Source organism: Trichococcus flocculiformis (assembly GCF_900113645.1).
GTDB classification, from domain to species: domain Bacteria; phylum Bacillota; class Bacilli; order Lactobacillales; family Aerococcaceae; genus Trichococcus; species Trichococcus flocculiformis.
This window is the reverse complement of sequence record NZ_FOQC01000004.1, coordinates 87,092-107,954: the sequence shown is the minus strand read 5'-3', so window position 1 is coordinate 107,954 and position 20,863 is coordinate 87,092. Positions and strand designations below refer to the sequence as shown.

Sequence of the window (20,863 nt, the reverse complement as noted above, 5' to 3'; positions counted from 1 at the left end):
CCCAGTTGATAATTTCACAAATAGAATGGCCAAAAGCGAAAAAGCTTCGGCCGTTCTTTTTTTATTTCCAGTGAATAGGTATAATGGATGTAACGTAAAATTGAAAAGGGGATGGAATAATGGATAAAGCTGCATTATTGGCCTTACAGAATGGATCGGATGTCCGCGGGATTGCGATTTCGACGGAAAAACATGAAGCGACGCTTACGGCGGACAAAGTGACGCGTATCGGATACGGTTTCGTGGAGTGGTTGCAAAAAGATAAAAATATCAATCTGAACAGCGAAAAGAAAGTCAAAATTGCGATCGGACAGGATAGCCGCTTATCCGGAGGAGACATCAAAACTGCACTGATGGCTGGGATGGCGCCTTTTGCCATCGAAATCGTCGATGTGGGCCTTTCCACTACACCGGCGATGTTCATGTCGACGCAGTACAAAGATTACGCGACGGATGCAGCGATCATGATCACCGCCAGCCATCTTCCTTTTGAATACAATGGACTGAAATTCTTCACTAAAACAGGTGGAGCGGAGCACGAGGACATCGAGGCAATTTTGGAATACGCCTACGAAATACCGGAAGCATTCGCTGAAGAAGAACAAACCGCAGTTGTGACCGAGATGGATCTGCTTTCGACTTATGCAGCCGATCTCCAGGAAAAAATCCGCAAAGGCATCGCTTCAGCGGAAAATCCTGAGAAACCATTGACTGGACGCCACATCATCGTGGACGCCGGTAACGGAGCGGGCGGATTCTTTGTGGAACGGGTGCTGCAGCCTTTGGGGGCCAACACTTCCGGTAGCCAATTCCTGGATCCGGACGGCACTTTCCCGAACCACGTCCCGAATCCGGACAATAAAGCGGCAATGAAGAGCATCCAGGATGCGGTGATCGCAAACAAGGCCGATCTTGGGATCATCTTCGACACGGATGTGGACCGTTCCGCGATCGTCGACAGCGACGGAAAAGCGTTCAACCGCAACAATCTGATTGCGTTGATTTCGGCGGTGTTGTTGAATGCAGAGCCAGGCGCCACCATCGTCACGAATTCGGCGACATCCGCTCACTTGGAGACGTTCATCACGGGCCTTGGCGGGGTCCAGGACCGTTATCTGACCGGCTACCGGAATGTCATCAATCGCGGCATCGAATTGAATGAAGCGGGCACCAATGCAGTGTTGGCGATTGAAACGAGCGGACATGCGGCGCTGAAAGAAAATTATTTCCTGGATGACGGTGCCTACCTGATCGCAAAGCTGCTGATCGCAGATGCGCAGTTATCAACGGAAGGAAAACGCTTGGGCGATTTGATCGCGACACTGGGTCAACCGGCGGAAACGATGGAGTATCGCTTTACGATCATCGAAGAACCGATTTTTGAAGTGGGTAATGCCATCATAAAGGATTTTGCGGCTTTCATCGCTGCGACCGAGGACATGGCATTGGTTGCAGATCATCTTGAGGGCGTGCGCGTGAATCTGAGTGGCCAGTACGGGGAAGGCTGGTTCATCCTGCGGTTGAGCCTTCATGAACCGTTGTTGGTATGGACAATCGAAAGCGATGTAGTCGGCAAACTGCCGTTGATCGCACAGACCGTGCTGCCTTTCTTCAAAGGGCGTTCGGAGTTGGATACAGGGCATCTTCATTAAGAAATCTCATCAAAAAAAACTTTGCGACAGGCGTTCAAAAGCCTGGTCACAAAGTTTTTTTTTGCTTAGCATGTAGGAATTTATAAAATTTGTTCAACTCAAAAGTGCATCACCGTAGGTGTTTCACAAGTTTGGAAAATGTTTCATGCATCTAAAATGATGTCCAGCTTCACGGGTTAGCCCTTCGGAAATTAGATAAATCTGTCCTATTGCGCTCTTCGATGCTCAGTCGGACAGATTTCCTAAATTTCTTTCAGGGCTGAACGAACCCGTTCAGCTTTTCTTATTCGGTTACTTCGGGTTCTTCATTTTCTTCCGAATCTGCAGATTCGACTTGGTTCTTCATTTTCTTTGTCGTGAAAATATCGATGACGATAATTGAATTTTTTTCTTTTTGGATCGCCTTGAAGCGGTAGCCGTGGTATTCGACTTCTTCGCCTTCCTTGACGTCATACTTTTGGTCCAGCAACCAGCCACCCATCGTATCCACGTTTTCGTTGTCGATGTCCAAGCCGAACAGATCATTGACATCGTCGATCAACATGCGGGCACTGATGCGGTAATGGTTTTCGCCAAGCATGATGAATTCAGGTTGATCTTTCGTCTCGAAATCATCGCTGATGTCACCGACGATTTCCTCCACGATGTCCTCCATCGAAACAAGGCCGCTTGTGCCGCCGTACTCGTCGATCAGAATGGCGACTTGGTTGTGTTCCTTTTGCATCTTGACCAGAAGTTCCTTGATCGGAATCGTCTCGATTACCGTGATGACCGGACGAACGAAGTCGGTGACGGTGAATTTGCTTTCGTCTTTATTCTGGACGGCTTCGACAAAGGCGGCAAAGACTTCTTTCGTGTTGATGACGCCTACGATCGAATCCTTGTCATCGCGCATGACCGGATAGCGGGTATATTTTTCCTGTTGGACCACATTTGCGATATCGCTAAGTGACATATCGAAGTCCACCGCTACGATTTCCGTCCGGGGAACCATGATTTCACGTGCCATCCGCTCATCGAAGTTGAAAACATTTTCCACGAATTGATACTCTTCACGATTGATTTCACCGCTCTTCAAGCTTTGACTCATGATCAAGCGCAGTTCTTCTTCGGACACATTGTCGTCCGATTCGCCGATCGTTTTCATCCCGATCGCTTTGGAAATGCCGTTAGCCGTTTTATTCAGCACAAAAATCAAGGGAAACATCACGCGGTACCAAATATTCAACGGTCTTGCGATACGAAGGCCCATTTTCTCCGTGCGGCTCAAGGCTACGTTTTTGGGAACGAGTTCACCGATGATGACTTGGATGGAAGTCAAGACAGAGAATGAAACAACAAAGGACAGGATGGTTGCGGCCGCATCGGGGATCGGCAAGTTACCGAAAAGCGTATCGAACAGGCGCTTAAAGGTAGGATCCCCTAACCAACCAAGGGCAAGAGATGTGATCGTAACCCCCAGTTGCGTCGCTGAAAGATAGCTGTCGAGTTTAACGGTCATATTTTTTAATAATTTTGCTTGCGGATTTCCTTCTTCAACCAGGAAATCCAGCCGGGAAGGGCGGATCCTCACGAGCACATATTCGGACATAACGAAAAAAGAAGCAATGAAAAGAATGAGGGAAAATAATAGTAAACCGGTTGTAATTGACATAATTGATTGCCTGCTTCCTTTATAGAGAGCAGACTTCACCTCCTGTGAAATAATGATCCTGAATAGGAAATTTCTTCACGAGATCTCTGGTTTCACGCTGAAACAAATGAAAGCGACCAAAAGAATCCCTGAAAATACGCGTTTTCGAAAATTCTTTTGGTCTACAGATGGTTGTCATCTGATGCGTTCTGTCCCACTGGTGCCACCTACCTTAATAATTATTTAAGCAAAATTCGGTTAATTCAAAACGATACTTATGCTAAAATTATAAATCAAAATAGAGAAATTGCAATACGAGAGCATTTCTGCGACTTAAGTCGGTTTCTTATTTGAGCGATTCCTGTTACTATGATACGGAATCTGTTGTTGCAATGTGCTTTCATGTGAAAAGCTTAGGTTGTGTCTCCACTGCCACGCGCACCGCAAAGGCATTCAGCAAGTTGGGGGGATGTATTAAATGAAGAAGGATGAAAAAATGCAAAATAAACCATTTAAAGAAATGTTGAAAGCCGGATGGGCCCGTTTCAATGAGAAACGCAAGAACCTCTGGCGGAAATACAGGATCAACAAGTTTATCATCTTGTTCTTGTTGATCGGGACATTAATCAGCAGCACCTATCTAGTATTTTTGGCTAAGACCGCCAATGTCGAAAATCTCAAGGCAGGTCTGGAACAGACAACTGTCATCTACGATCGCTACGGCAATGAAGCCGGGGAACTCTATTCGCAGAAAGGGACGTTCGTGACGATCGACCAGATTTCTCCAAATATCCAGACTGCCGTCGTTTCAACGGAGGACAAACGGTTCTATAAGCACACCGGTGTTGACCCGATCGGAATCGGCCGTGCCGCTGTCGGTTTCGTTCTGAACGGCGGTAATATTGTCGGTGGGGGTTCGACGCTTACCCAACAGTTGGCCAAAAATGCCTACCTGACATTGGATCAGACATTGATCCGCAAAGCAAAAGAGCTGTTTTTGGCATTCGAAATCGAAAGTAAATACACGAAGGACGAGATCCTGGAGATGTACCTGAACAACGCTTACTTCGGTTCCGGGGTGTGGGGTGTCGAGGATGCCTCGCAGAAATACTTCGGAAAACCGGCGAGTGAAGTCAGCTTGTCGGAAGCAGCGATTCTGGCGGGAATCCTGAAGTCGCCGAGTTACTACAATCCAATTGACAATAAAGAAGCGAGCATTGCTAGAAGGAACACGGTTCTGCAACTGTTGGCGGACAACGCGTTCATCGATCAAGCCACCGCTGATGCGGCAATGGCTGAAGACATCAATGTGGTGGGTACCTATTATGCAAACAGCAGTTACAACTATCCCTACTATTTCGATGCGGTCATCGATGAGGCCGTCAATACCTACGGCTTGGATGAAGAGGATCTGCTGAACCGGGGCTACAAAATCTACACCGGTCTGGATCAGGATTATCAGCTTCAGATGGATAATGCCTATGCGAATGCCTATCTGCCGACAGCGGAAGATGGGACTCTTGTACAGAGTGCCTCTGTGGCTATGGAACCGGCAACCGGTGATGTACTCGCGGTTGTCGGAGCGACAAAATATGAAGGTTTCCGGACCTATAACCGTGCAACGCAGATGCCAATGGCGCCTGGTTCGACCATCAAACCATTGTCCGTCTACACACCGGCTCTTGAGGCCGGATACGCAGTCGATGCGGAAGTGATGGATGATGATTCCTTGACTTACGGTGATGATGCTTATTCTGTTTCGAACTATGACCGCAACAGCTTGTATGACACTTTACCGATGTACCAGGCGATTGCCGAGAGCAAGAACACATCTGCAGTATGGCTGTTGGATAAACTGGGTATCCAAAGAGGAATCTCCAAACTGGAAGATTTCGGAATCTCGATCGGCGAAGCGGATGAGAATTTGGGCGCTATTGCGCTCGGTGGGATGAGCAAGGGCGTGACACCGGTGCAACTGGCCAGTGCCTATACGACTTTCGTGAATGAAGGGGTGCGCACGCAAGCACGTTTCATCACGAAGATTGTCGATGCGACCGGAGCGGTGATCGTTGACAATACCAAGCCCAAGACGAACCGGGTTACGACCGCCGCGGTTGCGGAAGAAATGACAAGCATGCTGATGGGCGTGTATGCAGATGGCGGAACCGGGGCATCGGCGCAACCATCGAACGGCATGGTGATCGCCGGCAAGACCGGAACGACGGAGCTTGATCGGGAAACAGGCTACATCAAGTCACAATGGATGGTAGGATACACACCGGATCTTGTTGTTGCTACCTGGTTGGGATATGATAAAACCAATGAAATATACAATCTTAACAATGCCGGCAAGACGATGGCAAATTTATACAGTGCCGAAATGGGGGCTTTGCTGTCGATCAGCCCGCAGACAGAATTTGCCGTCGCTGCTGCCGAAGAAACCTATGATAGTGGCATCATTAATGGGCTGAAAAATGGCTTGGATGAGTTCATGAATGACATGGGTTCGTTCGGTCAAAGCCTAGGTGAGGGTTCAAAAAAATTGTTCGATTGGGCCAACGAGGCTTTCGGGCAGTAAGAATTGATTTAAGGGGAAGGCAGGCTGTGACGGCTTGTCTTTTTTTGTGCTCATCCTCTCCCCCGAATCATCACGCTCTGCGTAAACGCGTTCTGAATCCCAGAAATCTGTGCCTAAGCTGACTACCACACACGGACAAAAAGCGTCCGCTTAGTGTTAGTCCTCTTAGTGCTCGATTTCTACCCGGGATTCATCACGCTCTGATAAGAACGTATTTTCGTGTTTTTTGATGGCTTTATTGTTCGGATAATGTTATAGTTTATGTAATATGCGAATGGAAGGAATGAGATAATGAGTAATATTTATGATACAGCTTATGAGTTGGAAAAAAATCTGCGTGAAGCTCCTGTTTTTACGGAGTTGTCTGCAGCTTATACTGCAATGAGAGAAGATCAAGTTGCGTTTGAATTGTTTGAGGAGTTCCGTAATGTGCAAATAGGACTGCAACAAAAACAAATGACTGGCGAAGCGATCACTGATGACGATGTGGCTTCTGCTCAGGCCATCGCTGAAAGAGCATCCGGCAACGAAGTTATCCAATCTTTGATGGCTAAAGAGCAACAGTTGAGCCAATTGATGGAAGAAGTCAATGCCATCATCACAAAACCGTTGCAAGAACTATACGCGCCTGCACAAGATTAAGACTTAATTTTTGACGACAAGCTGTGACCATTTCCGAAAGAATGGCCGGATGATAGACAAGGACAGGATTCAACGCATTGCCGATCAATGCCATCCAACGTTCTTCATCCGCTATTTGGAAGAAATGGCGCAGCTTTTTTGATGCTTCTAGGACCATATAAAAATTTTTAGAATCAAAAGTGCGTCACCGTAGGTTTTTCACAGGATTGCAAAATATTTCATGCATCCAATATAGATGGCTAGCTTCACGGGTAAGCCCTTCGGAAATTAGATAAATCTGTCCTATTGCGCTCTTCGATGCTCAGTCGGACAGATTTCCTAAATTTCTTTCCGGGCTGAACGAACCCGTTCAGCTTTTCTTATTTAACAGATTTAGCATAGAATGCAGAGAGAAGGACAGCTTGTGATTACATTTATCCATACAGCGGATCTCCATCTGGATAGCCCTTTTAAAGGAATCAAACAGCTGGAACCGCAACTTTTTGATGCGATTTACCAGTCCACTTTTGCTTCTTTTCGGGAATTGGTGACGCAAGCCATCTCGGCAGAAGTCGATTTTTTCCTGATCAGCGGGGATATCTACGATGAGGAGAATCAGAGTGTGAAGGCGCAGGCTTTTCTGAGGGATGAATTGGGACGGCTGGATCGGGCGGGTATCCCGGTTTATTTGTCGCATGGGAACCACGATTTTCTCGGAAGGGAGTCGCTTAAACTGCAGCTTCCCGGAAACGTAACTGTCTTCGAAAAAGAGGTCACCACCGAAATTTTGACTACGAAAGCAGGTGAGCGGGTGGCTATCACCGGCTTCAGTTACCCGTCCAGATGGGTTGAAGAGCGGATGATTGTCGATTATCCGAACCGGAATCATACAGTGGATTACCACATCGGGATGCTGCACGGCTACCTTGAAGGACTGAACTCTTCCGAAGGTGTCTATGCGCCGTTTTCTTTAGGCGAATTGAACGCGAAAAACTATGATTATTGGGCTTTGGGACATATCCACAAAAGACAGCAGCTTCAGGAGGCTCCTCCTGTCGTCTATTGCGGAAATACGCAAGGGCGTAATCCGAACGAGACAGAAGCAAAAGGTGCGTATTTGGTGACACTCCGGAAAGGAATGTTACCGACATTGACTTTTCTCCCAACGGCGCCGATTGTTTGGGAAAAAGAAATGATGTCGTTACATGGCTGTAAAACTTTGAATGATGTGCTTGCGCGCATCGAGGAACGTATGGAGCAGCATCGTGCTATGAGTGAATCGAGCGTACTGTTTTCGTTACAGTTTACAGACATCCAAGGGCTACATCCCGATGTCGTCAAAAAAATCGAGGACGAAGAAATACTGGACGGTGTCCGGCAAAGGTTGGAACAGCCTTTCATTTACCTGTACCAGTTGAAAATAGCAGTCGATACGGAAAAAGAACTGTTTTCGTTCGATCAGGTCATGAAGGAAAGTTTTTCGAAAAGTTGGACGGAAATCAGCGGAGATGACGTATTCTATCAACAGCTGGACAACTTTTTCCAGCATCCACTCATCAGGACCACTTTCCCTGATTTAAAAAAAGACCGAAGCTTCAAAGAGGAAGCGTTGGCGGCTGCCAAAAAGAGGATCGTGCAGGCCGTCGCGTTTGAGGAGGAAGACAGTGAAGATACGGAAGATTGAAATATACGGCTACGGAAAATGGGTGAACCGAACCTTTGATGATGTGCAGGATCTGCAGGTCTTCCACGGCAAAAACGAAGCCGGCAAAAGTACCTTGTCATCCTTCATCAACAGTATCCTCTTCGGGTTCCCCAATGCCCGCAAGAAAGATCAGAATCTGTACGTTCCGAAGCAAGCGCAAGCATACGGTGGTCGCTTGTTTTTGGCGGACACGCGGTTCGGTGATGTCATCGTGGAGCGGGTGAAAGATCGCAATAAGGGGCAAGCAGTTGTTACGCTGGCAGATGGCGTGCAGCAGACGACAAAAAATCTCGGGCGGTTTTTATTGGGGATGGACAGGGAAACTTTCGAGTCCCTTTATACATTCAAAATAGACAGCTTGCTTTCCTTGAAAAAAACTCAAAAAGAAGATCTCAATCATTATCTGCTGAGCATCGGCACCAGCGGGAGTGAACGCTTGCTGCAATTAGCGAAAGAATACCGGGACGAAGCGGCGAAACGTTTCAAACCGACAGGCAGCGTCCCGCCATTGAACAAGAAAATACAGGATGCTGAAAAACTGCAAAGGAAGCTTCAGCAAGCAAAAGCGAAAAATGCGACGTATGAAACGTCGCTGCTGCATTTGTCGGATAGTCAAAAACAGCAGGCCGAACTATTAGCCCGTCAACAGGAACTGGAGCAGGAACAAACTGCAATCGCAGAGAGCTTACGGTTGGCGGACAGTTATCAGGAGTGGAAACGGCTGAACAAGGAAATCACGGCAGTCGATTACAGCGAAGTGCCGGAAGATGCCCGCTACCAATGGCAGAGCCAGCAGGAAAGAATGGCCACTTCGATCCAAGCGCAGACGCAGCTTCAGGAAAAATTAGCGCAAATGCAGAAACAGTTGGGCGAATTTGTCCACGTGGAATGGTACAAAGAGCACCAATCCGATTTTGCTGCTTTGCAGCACAGTGTCGCCAAAACGCAAGCGGATCTGAATAAGATTACGTATCTGGAAAATGAAGTCAGCAACAACAAAGCCGATTTGGCCAAACAAAAAATGGCCTTTGGGTTGAATCTGGCCCTTCCCACACCGGAGCCGCTTAAGGAAGAAGAACGCGTCCGACTGCAGCGGCTTGCCCAGGACTTCAAACAGATCGAAGAACAACTACTGCGTTTGGACCACAACATCGGCTTCCATGAAGACCAGCTGGAAACGCTCCAGAAAGAAGAGACACGTCTCCAACACGAGAAGTTGGCTGATGATGCTTATGCGGCGCTGCAAAGCGATGTGCAACAGCCGAGCCAAAGGAGGCCTACGCCTGCAGTTACGAAAAAAAGTCCGCTCGGCCTGTTGTTTGTGGCTGCAGCTGTATTTCTGGTACTGTCCTTTGTGCTGGCGGATTTCAGGGTAATCGCTTGGACGTTGTCTGCTGTGCTTGCTGTCGGTGGTGCTATCCTGACCAGAAGGAAACAACAGACACGAACGAAGGACGTTGCCTCCCCAGAAGGCTCTCCCGAAAATACGATGGAGCAATTTCTGAAGCAGGCTGCCGTCCGCGAAAGAATCTCGGCAATAACAAGAGAGCTCGAAGACTTGCAGGATAAATTCCTGGAGATTTTGAACGATCGTGAGGAGCTGGAGGAACGCGGAAAGATACTCAAAACCGAATGGGAGATCTTCCTGCAGCAGAAAGGCTATCCGGCCCGCATGACGGCACCGGAACTCCTGCAATTGGATCCCGGTGCCGTGTTGGCGGATAAATCCACCTTGATCATCAAACAGGAAGCAGAAATGGACGATCTGAGTCTCGCCGTGGACAAATGGAATGAGCAGACTGCGTTCATCCGCAGCCGTTTCCATTTTGAACATCTGACAGTCACTGAAATGGCCGCACGCTTCCCCGAGATACTGAATGCCGTCGTTTTGGAAGAAAGCATGGCTGCGAATGTTCAGGATAAAATCAACGAACTGCAGCAAGAGCTGGAACTGATCCAACGCGACCTTGCTGAGTCCCATCGACAGCGGCAGCAGCTCTTGGATCAGGCCAACGCAAAGACCGAAGCCGAGTTCTACCAGTTGCTGGCGTTGAAGGAGAAGCAAGAACAAAACCTCAAGCGCAAGGAATTTCTGGATGAACAGGTCAATGGCCGCGAGCAACTCCTGGATCGATACGGCGATGCGAAGAAAAGCATGTCCCTTTACGAAAAGAATGATTTGGAAATGCAGCAGCTGAAGACCGAATTGTCGAGACTGCAAAGAACGGAAGTAGAACTGAAGCATCAGCTGGAACAATTGGAAGAAGGCGGGACATACAGCGCCTTGCTGCAGGAATTTGCTTTGGCCGAAACCGAGCTGAGGGATCTTGCCGTCGAGTGGGCTGGCTTGGTCACTGCCGGAGAATGGATAGAACGGGCACTGCGGTATGGAAAAGAGGATCGCCTGCCGCTGATGCTCGACGATACGATAACCTTCTTCAGTCGTTTGACGGAAGGTGCATACACCGGCATCGCGTTCCAAAAGAACGGTATGAAGGTGCAGCGTAAGGACGGAACAACCTTTTTCCCGAATGAATTGTCGCAGGGGACAGTGGAACAGTTGTATATTGCGCTGCGGTTGGCGTTTGTGAAGAACACTGCCGATATCGTCAGCATGCCGATCTTGATCGATGATGGTTTTGTGAACTTCGACGAGGACAGGAAAAACATCATGTTTACTTTGCTGGAGGAGCTGAGCGAAGACGTGCAGGTACTCTTTTTCACATTCGATGACGCTTGCGTTCAACGTTTTTCACAGAAACAAGTATACATGTTAAAATAGGAGTGAAAGGGGCTGGTAGGGGTGGCCAAAAAAATATACGAACATGAAATCGATGATAATTTTGAAATTTATGTACTGATCAAAAGTGCGGATATCCGTCTGGCGAAAAACGGCAAGAAATTCATTGCCTTTACTTTCCAGGACCGCAGCGGTCAGATCGATGGGAAATACTGGGACGCAAAAGAGGAGGACATCCAGCAATTCCAAGCTGGTCAAGTCGTTGCCGTAACCGGCAAACGGGAACTGTATCAGAACAATCCCCAACTGCGCATCACAAAGCTAAGGCTCGCTAGGGAAGGGGAACCAAGCCGACCTGAACTTTATATGGAACGTGCTCCGTTGAAATCGGAAGAAATGGTGGAGGAAGTCAGCCAAATTTTGTTTGAGATCACGAGCGCGCCGATCAACCGGATTGTCCGGCATATACTCAAAAAATATCAACGGGAATTTTTCGAGTATCCCGCTGCGAAGCGTCATCATCATGCCATCGTGGGCGGACTGGGTTTCCATACGGTTTCGATTTTGCGGATGGCAAAAACGGTCATTCAACACTATCCATCAGTCAATAAGTCTTTGTTGTACGGTGGCGTGATTCTCCATGACATCGGAAAAACGATTGAGTTGAGTGGTAGTATGTCGACAGAGTATACCCTGAAAGGGAACCTGATCGGACACATCGTCCTTATCGATGAAGAAATCACCAAAGCCTGTCTCTCTTTGAACATCGATGAGGATAGTGAAGAAGTCATTCTGTTGAAACACATTGTTCTGGCGCATCACGGCAAACAGGAATTCGGCTCGCCGGTAACACCGCATCTCCTGGAAGCCGAAATCATCCATCATCTGGACAATTTGGATGCTTCCATCAATATGATCGATACGGCTTTGTTGCGCACGACGCCAGGAACGTTCAGCGAGCGCATTTTCGGGTTGGAGAACCGCAGCTTCTATAAGCCGCTCTTTGTCCAACCTTCTGAAGAAGGGCAATAATAAAAACACGCAAGTTACCGGAATCAAGAGCCGGTAGCTTGCGTGTTTTACGTTATTGGTATTAGTTTGAAGATTCGGATGTAGCTGATTCCGCTTCTTCAATTGCAGAAGTTGCTTCTGAACTAGTCTCTTCTGAAGTTGTTGCTTCGGATGTTGCATCTGATGAACTAGTTTCTTCAACAGGTAAGAATTGATCGATCGCTGTTGCCAGGTCTTCGTCTTTGATTTCAACGTTCGCGGCTTGGACGATTGTGGACATGACGGATGTCAGATAATCATTGTCGGCAAGTTTTTCGTCCATCATCACTTTCTCGATGTTTTCGCGTTCTTCTTCCAATGTTCCTTTTTCTGTCTTCTCGATCATTTTGATGATGTGGTAGCCGTATTCGGTAGCGACTGGTGTTTGTGTCACTTCACCGACTTCTAGCGCATAAGCGGCTTCTTCGAATGCTGCGACCATTTCGCCTTCTCCGAACAATCCTGTTTCTCCGCCATTTGAAGCTGTTCCGGTATCAGTCGAGTTGGCTTTTGCCAATTCCGCGAAATCCGCGCCTTCATTGATCTGGTTGATCAAGTCTACAGCAGTCGCTTCATCCGCAACCAAGATATGCTGTACGTTGATTTGTGGTTGGTAAGCTTCATAATAAGCCTCCACTTCTTCATCCGTGAAAGTTGTTTCAGCTCTTACTGCTGCTTCGATCAGTTTGTTCAAATATAGAACATCTTGGTATTCTTCCTTATTTGCGAAGCCTGATTGTGACAAGATATAGTTGAATGTTTCTTCACCGCCGTATTGTTGGATGGTCGTCAACAGTTCAGCTTCCGTCTCCGCTTCCAACTCATTCTTGCCGATCGCATCGTTCAATACGTCGATCAAGATCAGACGTTGCAAGACGGTTTCACCGATCGAGGCTTTCATTGCTTCATATAGTTCATCTTTCGTGACATCGCCTGCTGGAGTCGTTGCGACAGTTTCGCCAGTCGCACAGCCTGCTAACGTGATGGCCGTCAGGAAAGCAACGGACGTCAATGATAATTTCTTCTTCATGAATGTGGCACTTCCAATCTATTTCTATTTATCTATCCCATGAATAACCATCTATAAATATATCATAAACGCCGTGATTATGGAAAATATTCCTTAAAAACGCTAGCAAACTTCTCAGAAAATTCATATCTGCAGATAAAACCGGAAGTATACAAAGTATCCGCGTCGAGTCGCGGCAGATTGCTCAAAATGCCAATATTTGGTATCATAAGCTGATAATTCGAAAGGGATGGAGGGGACTTTGTGAAATGTGAAATGAGTTCTGCGTTTTGCCAATGGCTGGAGATCAACAATTTTCATCTGAAAGTCGAGAGCGCATTGGAAAAAAGTTTGCAGATGAACCATAATCTTTCTCTGAAAGAGTTCTATGTCCTTTATTTCTTATCACAGGAACCGGAGCAAAAACTGAAGCTCCAGGATTTGGAGGGAAAGGTTGGTTTAAGCCAAAGTGCGGTATCGAGACTGGTCAGCAAGTTTGAGGCTAAGGGCTGTGGTGCGTTGGAGCGAAATGTCTGCGAGCATGATCGGCGGAGCATCTATACGTCCTTAACCGAAACGGGCGCGGCAAAACTGAAGGCAGCGGCTGCGACGGTGGAACAGGTACTCACGGAGTCTTTTTCGGAAATGCCAATCCAAATACTGTTTAAACAAGATGATATTCAAAATAAGTAGAGCTTCTTGATTGGAGTCTTTTTGATAGGAAGTAAAAAAATACGACTTGCCAAATGACCGATGATCCGGTGTGCATTTGGCAAGTCGTATTTTTAATGTACATTATTGTGATGGGGCATCTGTCGTTGCAGGCATTTGCGATTCCATGCTTGCTGCGACTTTTCCATATCATCAGTCAAAACGGCAAGTTTATCGTTGATGCGGTTGATTCTTGGTTGGGCCTGTTGCGTAAAGCTCTCAATCGATTTGGTGACTTCCTCTGAAACGGCATTGACGGAAGCCAATCCTTCGTTGGTCAAGGATTGGATCGCTTTGCGCAAACCTTGAACGCTCTCATTGAGATCCTCTACCGCAAGCGTGTTGTCCTCAAGGTAAGCTTTCGCTTTCGCGCGGTTTTCTTTTCCGCTGCGCGGGGTGTTCAGCAACCCCAGCAGACCGCCGACTACCGTACCGAATACTATTCCTTCCATAAATGAGCGCATATCTATTCCTCCAGACTCTCTTTGATGGATGCCACTACTTTCGCCAATTCTTCCTGTGAGTATTTTCCTTCGTGCGTTTTCCATTTCAAACCGAAACCATCCGAGTCCGAATCTTCATAACGCGGTAAGAAATGGATATGCGAATGAAAAACGGATTGATAAGCTATCGAACGGTTATTGTTCAGAATATTCAGCCCTAAAATGTCATCGCTGGAACGTTCGATTGCGCGTGCGATTTTAGGGACGCGCGAAAAGACTTCCTTCGCCAATTCTTCATCATATTCAAAAATATCAGCGACATGCCTCTTGGGTACCAGCAGTGTATGACCTTTCGTCACTTGGGATAAATCCAGAAACGCAATGACGACATCATCTTCATAGACAATGCTGCTCGGGATTTCGTGGTTCGCGATTTTGCAAAAAATACAATCTGTCATAGGCTCGACCTCTTTCTGTCCATTATCTACTTTATTCTATAGCATAACTTTATCATATTTGCGTTTTTTTTGATATCCTGAGGGCAAAATGGCGCTTCGCTCAGCAAGATATTTGGGTTGGGGCGAGGCTGTGTTATAATATAAGGCACAAACGCATGTGAAAGGGACGGTTAAATGTCACTATTATTGGAGAATGTCACGGGCGGCTATACACAATTGCCCGTCATAAAAAATATAAATTTTGAGGTCAAAGCTGGTGAACTGACTGGATTGATCGGATTGAACGGAGCAGGCAAGAGTACGACCATCAAACACATCATCGGTCTGATGATGCCTTTCAGCGGAAAGAGTGCGATCGATGGCCGGACATTGCGCGAGGATGCAGAACGATATCGTCAGTCCTTCGCTTTTATTCCGGAGACGCCGGTGCTCTATGAAGAGCTCACCTTAAGGGAACATCTGGAAATAACGGCGATGGCCTACGGAATCACGGAAGCAGTCGCCATGGAAAAGGCGATGCGCTACATCCGGGATTTTCGTCTGGAGGACAAGCTGGACTGGTTTCCGGCTTATTTTTCAAAAGGCATGAAGCAAAAAGTGATGATCGTTTGCGCGTTCATGTTGGATGTGCCGGTATACGTCATCGATGAACCATTCCTGGGTCTGGATCCGCTTGGCATCCACTCGTTCCTGGAGATGGTCAGGGAGAAAAAAGCGCAAGGTGCAGCTATTCTGATGTCCACGCATGTATTGGCGTCTGCCGAGAAAGAATGTGATAATTTCGTCCTGCTGCACCATGGTGAGGTCAAAGTGACAGGCACGATGGTAGACCTGCAGCATGAAATGGGTATGCCGGGAGCAAGTCTCGATGAGCTTTACATCAGCTTGACGAAAGAAGTGGCGCAACCATGAACTTGGACAGTATCTGGAAAAGAAGGCAGCAACTGCACCTGAAAAAATTCAGCCGCTACAGCAAATATATCTTCAATGATCATTTCGTCCTCGTGCTCCTCTTTCTGTTGGGCGCTTTGGCTTATCAATATTCCGAATTCGTGAAAACCGTGACACCGGATTTCCTTTGGGGAAAGCTTCTGATAGTAGCTATTTTTTCCGGCAGCATTTTTATCGGTAAGCTGGCGACTTTTTTGGAGCCGGCCGACCAAGTATTCCTTTTGGCTAAGGAAAAGGAATGGGGAAGCTATTTCAGCAAAGCGAAAAAATACAGCTTGATCCTTCCGGCGATTCTCTTATTCTTTGTGGCAGCCGCAGCTATGCCGATGCTTTTTGCCGGGAGAACGATTGGGGCAAGTGATTTGCTGCCGATTTATGCAACTTTGTTCCTCTTAAAAATCGTCGATTTGGACCTCCAGGAGTTGGGTCTGAAGATAGGCGATAAGAAGATCCGGCGAAAAAACAAACTGTATCTGGCATGCGCGGCGATATTATCGGTCACTATCGCGATATTTTTCAATCCATGGGTTGCGTCGGTACTTGTAACGCTGTATACTATGTTTCTGCGTAAAAAAGTACAAGTGGCGTATGAGGCGCGCTATCCGCTCTATCAATGGGAGCAGATGATCGCCTCGGAAGAACAACAAAAAGCACGCATAAACCGAATCATCAATCTTTTCACAGATGTTCCTCAAGTGAAGAGCAAAGCAAAAAGAAGAAAATATTTCGACGGCTTGTTGCGTCAGATTGAAGGCAACAGTAATTCCTATCAGTATTTATATGCGCGGGCATTTTTGCGTGGGACAGATTACAGCGGCTTGTTTTTCCGCTTATTGGTAATCGGAGCGCTGCTGCTTCTGTTTACGCCATCAGCCGGATTTTCTCTAGGCCTCAGTCTGTTGTTCCTTTACTTGACAGGCTTTCAGCTGTTGCCGCTGTACTTCCATTTCAATGAGAATATGCTGTATCGGCTATATCCGACGCAGCACGAAGATAAATTCGCCGGATTCAAGCATTTTCTGGCTTACCTATTGGGAGTGGAAGGCTTTCTCTTTGCGGGAATCATCTTCATCAACAACAGTTGGCAGATGGGCTTGGCTGCAGTTGGCTTGAACGCCGGTTTCGTGTGGCTATTCATTCAGTTTTATACAGGCGGACGTACTCGAAAAAGAGAAACGACAAATTATTGATCTGCAGATTATAATAGATTCAGTTGCGAAACCCTATGGAATATTCTTGACTGAATATGTAAAGAAATCTAAAATAAGAATTGTATGCGAGCGAGGACCGTTGCGCTTTCAGAGCTAAACGAGCTACGTCGCCAAATGAACAAGTAGCGTATGAACAGAAGAGCAGACCGAGATAGCTGGGGCTTTCGTCCCGGCTCCTTCTTTTCAATGATATAAATTTATCAAATTAAAAGTGCATCACCTTTGGTGCTTCACAAGTTTGCAAAATATTTCATGCACCTAAAAAGATGTCTAGCGGTCCAAGCCTGCCTCTCGGAAATTAGATAAATCTGACCCATTGCGCTCTGCGATGCTCATTTGCATGGGAGTCTTAGGGATTCATCCCTTAGATTCCCAGTACAAGGTGACCGCAGGGAACGTTGCGAGGCCAGATTTCCTAAATTTCTTTCGAGGCAGAGCGGGCTTGTACCGCTTTTCAAAATTAATGACAGAGTAAGGAATGAGCTCGATGGATTATAAAATGGACTCAGGGTGGCGGCTACATCCCATCGGAGGAGACACAGGACAAGCTTATATGGGCACCAGAGCCGAGGAAAGAGTCTTTTTGAAAAGAAACTCTTCACCTTTCTTAGCCGCGCTTTCTGTTGAGGGGATCACGCCGCGGTTGATCTGGACCAAACGGGTCGGCAATGGGGACGTCCTGACAGCTCAAGAATGGCTCAACGGCAGGGAGTTGAATCCGGATGAAATGAGAGGGCAGAGCGTTCGGGATATCCTGCATCGCATCCATCATTCCGAAAACCTCCTGAAGATGCTTCAGAAGGTAAAAGGCGAAATTTTCAACCCGATCAATTTCTACAACCTGTATGTGGCGGATCTGCCGGATGACCTTAAATCCAATTCAGTACTGCAACAAGCTGCTGAATATGTGAAGAACAGCATCACCAGCATCGACGACTCGCAAAAAACGGTCTGCCACGGAGACGTGAATCGGAAAAATTTCCTGCTGGATGAGGAAGACCGGTTGTATCTGGTGGATTGGGAAATGGTCAAAATTGCCGATCCGTTCTCTGACATCAGTACCTTGCTGGTACAATACGTTCCCCATGAAGAATGGAGAGTATGGTTGGAGCAGTATGGCTTGCAGATGAATGACAATATGGAACGCCGTTTGGAGTGGTACAGCATGATGGTGTGCCTCTGCCTGATCAAAAAGAGCCATTCCCAGGAACGCAATGTGGAAATGAATCAACTGATTCTGTTGCTGAAACAGCTCTATCAGAATCGCTTGAACAGTTACTTATGAAATCCTCTTCGTCATCATACGAACGGAAAGGATTTCTTTTTTTGAAAAAAACAGATAAGAAAGAGGAGAATTATGCGCGTAAGAAATAAACCATGGGCTGCCGAAAAATTGGCTGAAAGTACCCAATATGTTGTGATGGAACCAGCGGATTGGAAAGGGAAATGGCAGGAACGTTTCGGCAATAGCCAACCAATCCATGTGGAAATCGGCTCAGGCAAGGGACAGTTCATTGTCGAGATGGCCCGCATGCACCCGGAAGTGAATTATATCGGAATCGAACGCCAGACTAGCGTGGCGGTCATGACACTCGATAAAATGATTGAATCAGGTCTGAAAAATGTCCAATTGCTGAATACGGATGGAGAGAATGTAGCAGATTTCTTTGAGGCGGGCGAAGTGGATCGCGTTTATCTGAACTTTTCCGATCCGTGGCCAAAGTCCAAACATGACAAACGCCGCTTGACCTACAAAAAATTCCTGCAGAACTATGAACAGATCCTGGTTTCCGGTGGTGAGATCCATTTCAAGACGGATAACCAAGGCTTATTCGAATATTCGTTGGCGAGCTTCTCGCAATATGGAATGACTTTGAAGCAAGTGTGGTTGGATCTGCACAAGAGCGACTTTGAGGGAAACATCATGACGGAGTACGAAGCGAAGTTCTCTTCCCGAGGAGACCGCATTTACCGCGTCGAAGCAGCGTTCCCGAAAAAAGCAACGGCTGATTCTGAAAAATAGAACCCAGACAAAAAGGAAGGAACGAAGCACTCGCAGCTTTGTTCCTTCCTTTTTCTGTTTTTTACAATTTATAAAGATCCAAGATAGTTCCCGTGTAGGCGTCAGCAATGAATTCATATTGTACCAACACGCCGTCCTCTTTGCGGGATATGCCACCGTAATACACATCCGTCTTTGAAGAATAACGACTGAGCGGGACGGGGTGCAGTTCGATCCATGATCCTTCGATCGGAGCTTCAGCCAAGAACATCTTTTTGACGTTTTCCAGGATTTTATCGCCGTTGACGGTCCGTTTCTGCTCATAGCAAAGGGCTGTCACGACTGAACCGAGTACGAGTCCGGCACCGAACAGAATACCGCCCAAGATTTCTTCTTTGTGTTTTTTACACATGCATTTTTCCAAAAAGTTCATCTTATGTTCCTCCTCAAAGTAATGCGCTTACTCATTTTCTCCTTCAGTATAGCAATAATACGAAAAAAATAATAGGGAAATGTCAGAAGCGCCAGGATGCGCAAAGGAAACGTTTCCTGTACTGGGCAAGCTTTCTTAACAAATGGAATCGTTGCTATGACAAGGATGCTGCGCTATAATGGATAGGATAATCAGACACTTAAGGGGGATCGGGAGCGGCATAAGGCTAAATTTATGCCCTGCTCCATTCAAATATGGATGATAAAACATTTGCTATGATCAAAGAATTGACGGAATTGCAGGGAACAAGCGGAAACGAACGCAACATCCGTAACTATATGCGCGAGAGAATGGCGCCTTTGGTGGATCGCATCGAAACGGATGGCTTGGGCGGGATTTTCGGAATCAGAGAGCATGAAGATGAAACGGCACCGCGCATCATGGTCGCGGCACACATGGATGAAGTGGGTTTCATGGTGTCCGGCATCACGGAGCGCGGATTGTTCCGGGTCGTGCCGCTCGGCGGTTGGAATGCTTATGTCGTTTCGGCACAGCGCTATACCCTGCAGACGTCCAAAGGCGATATTCCTGTGATTTCCTCTTCGGTTCCGCCGCACTTATTGCGCGGGGAGGGTGAAGGCAAAAAAGTCAAAGTGACGGACATCCTGTTCGATGCGGGGTTCGATACAAAAGAAGAGGCGATGGCATTCGGAGTCCGTCCCGGAGATACGATTGTTCCCCAGGTGGAAACAATTTGGACCGCCAACAAGAAGAAAATCATTTCAAAAGCGTGGGACAACCGCTACGGGAATACGGTCGTTTTGGAGACGCTGGAAGCATTGAAAAATGAAAAATTGCCGAACACTTTGATAGCCGGCTCCAACGTGCAAGAAGAGGTCGGACTGCGTGGAACAAAAGGGGCCGTGCACAAGTTCAAGCCGGATCTGTTCTTCGCGGTGGATTGCTCGGCTGCGGATGATTTGACGACGACCAAGGATACGTTCGGCCATCTGGGGGAAGGTTTCCTTTTGCGGATCCAGGATCCAGGCATGATCACCTTGAAAGGGATGCGCGAATTTCTGTTGGATACAGCGGAAACGCATGATATCCCTTATCAGTATTTTGTTTCCAAAGGCGGAACGGATGCGGGTGCCGCCCATGTCATGAATGACGGGGTGCCTAGCGCGGTCATCGGCGTCTGCGCCCGCTATATTCACACACATCAGACAATGTTCCACATCGACGATTACGCGGCAGCCAAGGAAATGGTTGCGCAAGTCATCAAAGCATTGGACAAGAGCACTTATGAAACGATCATGGCCATGAACTAAGGAGGAACTTGATTATGGACAAACTGAAAGATCTGGATCAATTCAAAGAACTGCGTGATTCGGGAAAAACGGTCTTCGTCTTCATGACCGGTTGGTGCCCGGATTGCCATTACATCCGCCCATTCATGCCTGAGGTGGAAAATAAATTTACGGATTTTCGTTTCGTCGAGATAGACCGCGATGATTTCGGCACGCTGGGTGAAGCGTTACAGATCTCCGGAATCCCGAGCTTCGTCGTCTATGCTGAGGGAGAACTATTGGGTCGTTTCGTCTCACGCAACCGGAAGACGCAAAAAGAGATTGAAGCCTTTTTGGAACAATTGTGATACTATTTC

General features: G+C 47.2%; 18 protein-coding genes. 13 read left to right on the top strand and 5 right to left on the bottom strand.

Annotated features, from left to right (window positions below):
• Window positions 1-119 precede the first annotated feature (119 nt).
• Window positions 120-1,652: a phosphohexomutase domain-containing protein gene (locus BMZ71_RS03360; RefSeq protein ID WP_086988279.1), complete on the top strand. Its 1,533-nt coding sequence runs from the start codon at window positions 120-122 to the stop codon at window positions 1,650-1,652.
• 283 nt (window positions 1,653-1,935) lie between these two features.
• Here BMZ71_RS03360 and BMZ71_RS03355 read toward each other — a convergent pair whose 3' ends face one another.
• A complete protein-coding gene (locus tag BMZ71_RS03355) occupies window positions 1,936-3,306 on the bottom strand; it encodes a hemolysin family protein (RefSeq protein WP_086988280.1) in 1,371 nt (456 codons plus the stop codon).
• 457 nt (window positions 3,307-3,763) lie between these two features.
• On the opposite strand from BMZ71_RS03355, the gene BMZ71_RS03350 reads away from it, so the two are divergent.
• The 5 genes from BMZ71_RS03350 (at window position 3,764) to BMZ71_RS03330 (ending at window position 11,961) form a co-directional block, all read left to right on the top strand.
• Window positions 3,764-5,863 (top strand): PBP1A family penicillin-binding protein, encoded by a 2,100-nt coding sequence (locus BMZ71_RS03350; protein ID WP_086988281.1) that lies wholly within the window; start codon window positions 3,764-3,766, stop codon window positions 5,861-5,863.
• Between the two features lie 291 nt (window positions 5,864-6,154).
• The gene (locus BMZ71_RS03345) at window positions 6,155-6,505 is read left to right on the top strand and encodes a YlbF/YmcA family competence regulator (RefSeq protein ID WP_177187476.1); all 351 of its coding nucleotides are present in this window, start codon (window positions 6,155-6,157) and stop codon (window positions 6,503-6,505) included.
• A gap of 403 nt (window positions 6,506-6,908) precedes the next feature.
• Window positions 6,909-8,168, top strand: a complete 1,260-nt coding sequence (locus BMZ71_RS03340) for a metallophosphoesterase family protein (protein WP_177187475.1) — start codon at window positions 6,909-6,911, stop codon at window positions 8,166-8,168.
• Window positions 8,149-10,971 (top strand): ATP-binding protein, encoded by a 2,823-nt coding sequence (locus BMZ71_RS03335; RefSeq protein WP_177187474.1) that lies wholly within the window; start codon window positions 8,149-8,151, stop codon window positions 10,969-10,971. Before BMZ71_RS03340 ends, BMZ71_RS03335 begins: the two co-directional genes overlap by 20 nt.
• Window positions 10,972-10,992: 21 nt before the next feature.
• Entirely contained in the window at window positions 10,993-11,961 is a 969-nt protein-coding gene (locus tag BMZ71_RS03330) for a 3'-5' exoribonuclease YhaM family protein (protein WP_068559883.1), read from the top strand.
• Window positions 11,962-12,022: 61 nt separating this feature from the next.
• Here the strand turns inward: BMZ71_RS03330 and BMZ71_RS03325 are convergent, their stop codons facing one another.
• Window positions 12,023-13,009: a peptidylprolyl isomerase gene (locus BMZ71_RS03325; protein WP_086988285.1), complete on the bottom strand. Its 987-nt coding sequence runs from the start codon at window positions 13,007-13,009 to the stop codon at window positions 12,023-12,025.
• Window positions 13,010-13,252: 243 nt separating this feature from the next.
• On the opposite strand from BMZ71_RS03325, the gene BMZ71_RS03320 reads away from it, so the two are divergent.
• Window positions 13,253-13,681 (top strand): MarR family winged helix-turn-helix transcriptional regulator, encoded by a 429-nt coding sequence (locus BMZ71_RS03320; RefSeq protein ID WP_218142760.1) that lies wholly within the window; start codon window positions 13,253-13,255, stop codon window positions 13,679-13,681.
• A gap of 92 nt (window positions 13,682-13,773) precedes the next feature.
• Here BMZ71_RS03320 and BMZ71_RS03315 read toward each other — a convergent pair whose 3' ends face one another.
• Window positions 13,774-14,163, bottom strand: coding sequence for a YtxH domain-containing protein (locus BMZ71_RS03315; RefSeq protein ID WP_177187473.1), 390 nt, complete (start codon window positions 14,161-14,163; stop codon window positions 13,774-13,776).
• 2 nt (window positions 14,164-14,165) lie between these two features.
• Window positions 14,166-14,600 carry an HIT family protein gene (locus tag BMZ71_RS03310; protein WP_068559889.1) on the bottom strand — a complete coding sequence of 145 codons (435 nt, stop codon included), beginning with the start codon at window positions 14,598-14,600 and terminating at the stop codon, window positions 14,166-14,168.
• Between the two features lie 174 nt (window positions 14,601-14,774).
• Between BMZ71_RS03310 and BMZ71_RS03305 the strand changes: the two genes are divergently transcribed.
• The 4 genes from BMZ71_RS03305 to trmB all read left to right on the top strand — a co-directional run bounded on the left by BMZ71_RS03305 (window position 14,775) and on the right by trmB (window position 18,785).
• A complete protein-coding gene (locus tag BMZ71_RS03305; RefSeq protein ID WP_086988287.1) occupies window positions 14,775-15,512 on the top strand; it encodes an ABC transporter ATP-binding protein in 738 nt (245 codons plus the stop codon).
• Window positions 15,509-16,741 (top strand): ABC transporter permease, encoded by a 1,233-nt coding sequence (locus BMZ71_RS03300; RefSeq protein ID WP_086988288.1) that lies wholly within the window; start codon window positions 15,509-15,511, stop codon window positions 16,739-16,741. Before BMZ71_RS03305 ends, BMZ71_RS03300 begins: the two co-directional genes overlap by 4 nt.
• Before the next feature lie 508 nt (window positions 16,742-17,249).
• Complete coding sequence (locus BMZ71_RS03295; RefSeq protein WP_068559895.1) at window positions 17,250-18,047, top strand: phosphotransferase family protein; 798 nt, start codon at window positions 17,250-17,252, stop codon at window positions 18,045-18,047.
• A 72-nt stretch (window positions 18,048-18,119) separates the two neighbouring features.
• Complete coding sequence (gene trmB, locus BMZ71_RS03290) at window positions 18,120-18,785, top strand: tRNA (guanosine(46)-N7)-methyltransferase TrmB (RefSeq protein WP_086988289.1); 666 nt, start codon at window positions 18,120-18,122, stop codon at window positions 18,783-18,785.
• Between the two features lie 61 nt (window positions 18,786-18,846).
• Here trmB and BMZ71_RS03285 read toward each other — a convergent pair whose 3' ends face one another.
• Window positions 18,847-19,197 carry a PepSY domain-containing protein gene (locus tag BMZ71_RS03285; RefSeq protein WP_232309280.1) on the bottom strand — a complete coding sequence of 117 codons (351 nt, stop codon included), beginning with the start codon at window positions 19,195-19,197 and terminating at the stop codon, window positions 18,847-18,849.
• Between the two features lie 254 nt (window positions 19,198-19,451).
• Between BMZ71_RS03285 and pepA the strand changes: the two genes are divergently transcribed.
• Window positions 19,452-20,528, top strand: coding sequence for a glutamyl aminopeptidase (gene pepA, locus BMZ71_RS03280; protein WP_086988290.1), 1,077 nt, complete (start codon window positions 19,452-19,454; stop codon window positions 20,526-20,528).
• Between the two features lie 14 nt (window positions 20,529-20,542).
• Entirely contained in the window at window positions 20,543-20,854 is a 312-nt protein-coding gene (locus tag BMZ71_RS03275) for a thioredoxin family protein (RefSeq protein ID WP_086988291.1), read from the top strand.
• Window positions 20,855-20,863: the final 9 nt, after the last annotated feature.

Coding starts and splice junctions, on each gene's coding strand:
- BMZ71_RS03360 (WP_086988279.1), top strand. CDS start 120: ATGGATAAAGCTGCATTATTGGCCTTACAGAATGGATCGGATGTCCGC.
- BMZ71_RS03355 (WP_086988280.1), bottom strand. CDS start 3,306: ATGTCAATTACAACCGGTTTACTATTATTTTCCCTCATTCTTTTCATT.
- BMZ71_RS03350 (WP_086988281.1), top strand. CDS start 3,764: ATGAAGAAGGATGAAAAAATGCAAAATAAACCATTTAAAGAAATGTTG.
- BMZ71_RS03345 (WP_177187476.1), top strand. CDS start 6,155: ATGAGTAATATTTATGATACAGCTTATGAGTTGGAAAAAAATCTGCGT.
- BMZ71_RS03325 (WP_086988285.1), bottom strand. CDS start 13,009: ATGAAGAAGAAATTATCATTGACGTCCGTTGCTTTCCTGACGGCCATC.
- BMZ71_RS03315 (WP_177187473.1), bottom strand. CDS start 14,163: ATGCGCTCATTTATGGAAGGAATAGTATTCGGTACGGTAGTCGGCGGT.
- BMZ71_RS03310 (WP_068559889.1), bottom strand. CDS start 14,600: ATGACAGATTGTATTTTTTGCAAAATCGCGAACCACGAAATCCCGAGC.
- BMZ71_RS03305 (WP_086988287.1), top strand. CDS start 14,775: ATGTCACTATTATTGGAGAATGTCACGGGCGGCTATACACAATTGCCC.
- BMZ71_RS03300 (WP_086988288.1), top strand. CDS start 15,509: ATGAACTTGGACAGTATCTGGAAAAGAAGGCAGCAACTGCACCTGAAA.
- BMZ71_RS03295 (WP_068559895.1), top strand. CDS start 17,250: ATGGATTATAAAATGGACTCAGGGTGGCGGCTACATCCCATCGGAGGA.
- trmB (WP_086988289.1), top strand. CDS start 18,120: ATGCGCGTAAGAAATAAACCATGGGCTGCCGAAAAATTGGCTGAAAGT.
- BMZ71_RS03285 (WP_232309280.1), bottom strand. CDS start 19,197: ATGAACTTTTTGGAAAAATGCATGTGTAAAAAACACAAAGAAGAAATC.
- pepA (WP_086988290.1), top strand. CDS start 19,452: ATGGATGATAAAACATTTGCTATGATCAAAGAATTGACGGAATTGCAG.
- BMZ71_RS03275 (WP_086988291.1), top strand. CDS start 20,543: ATGGACAAACTGAAAGATCTGGATCAATTCAAAGAACTGCGTGATTCG.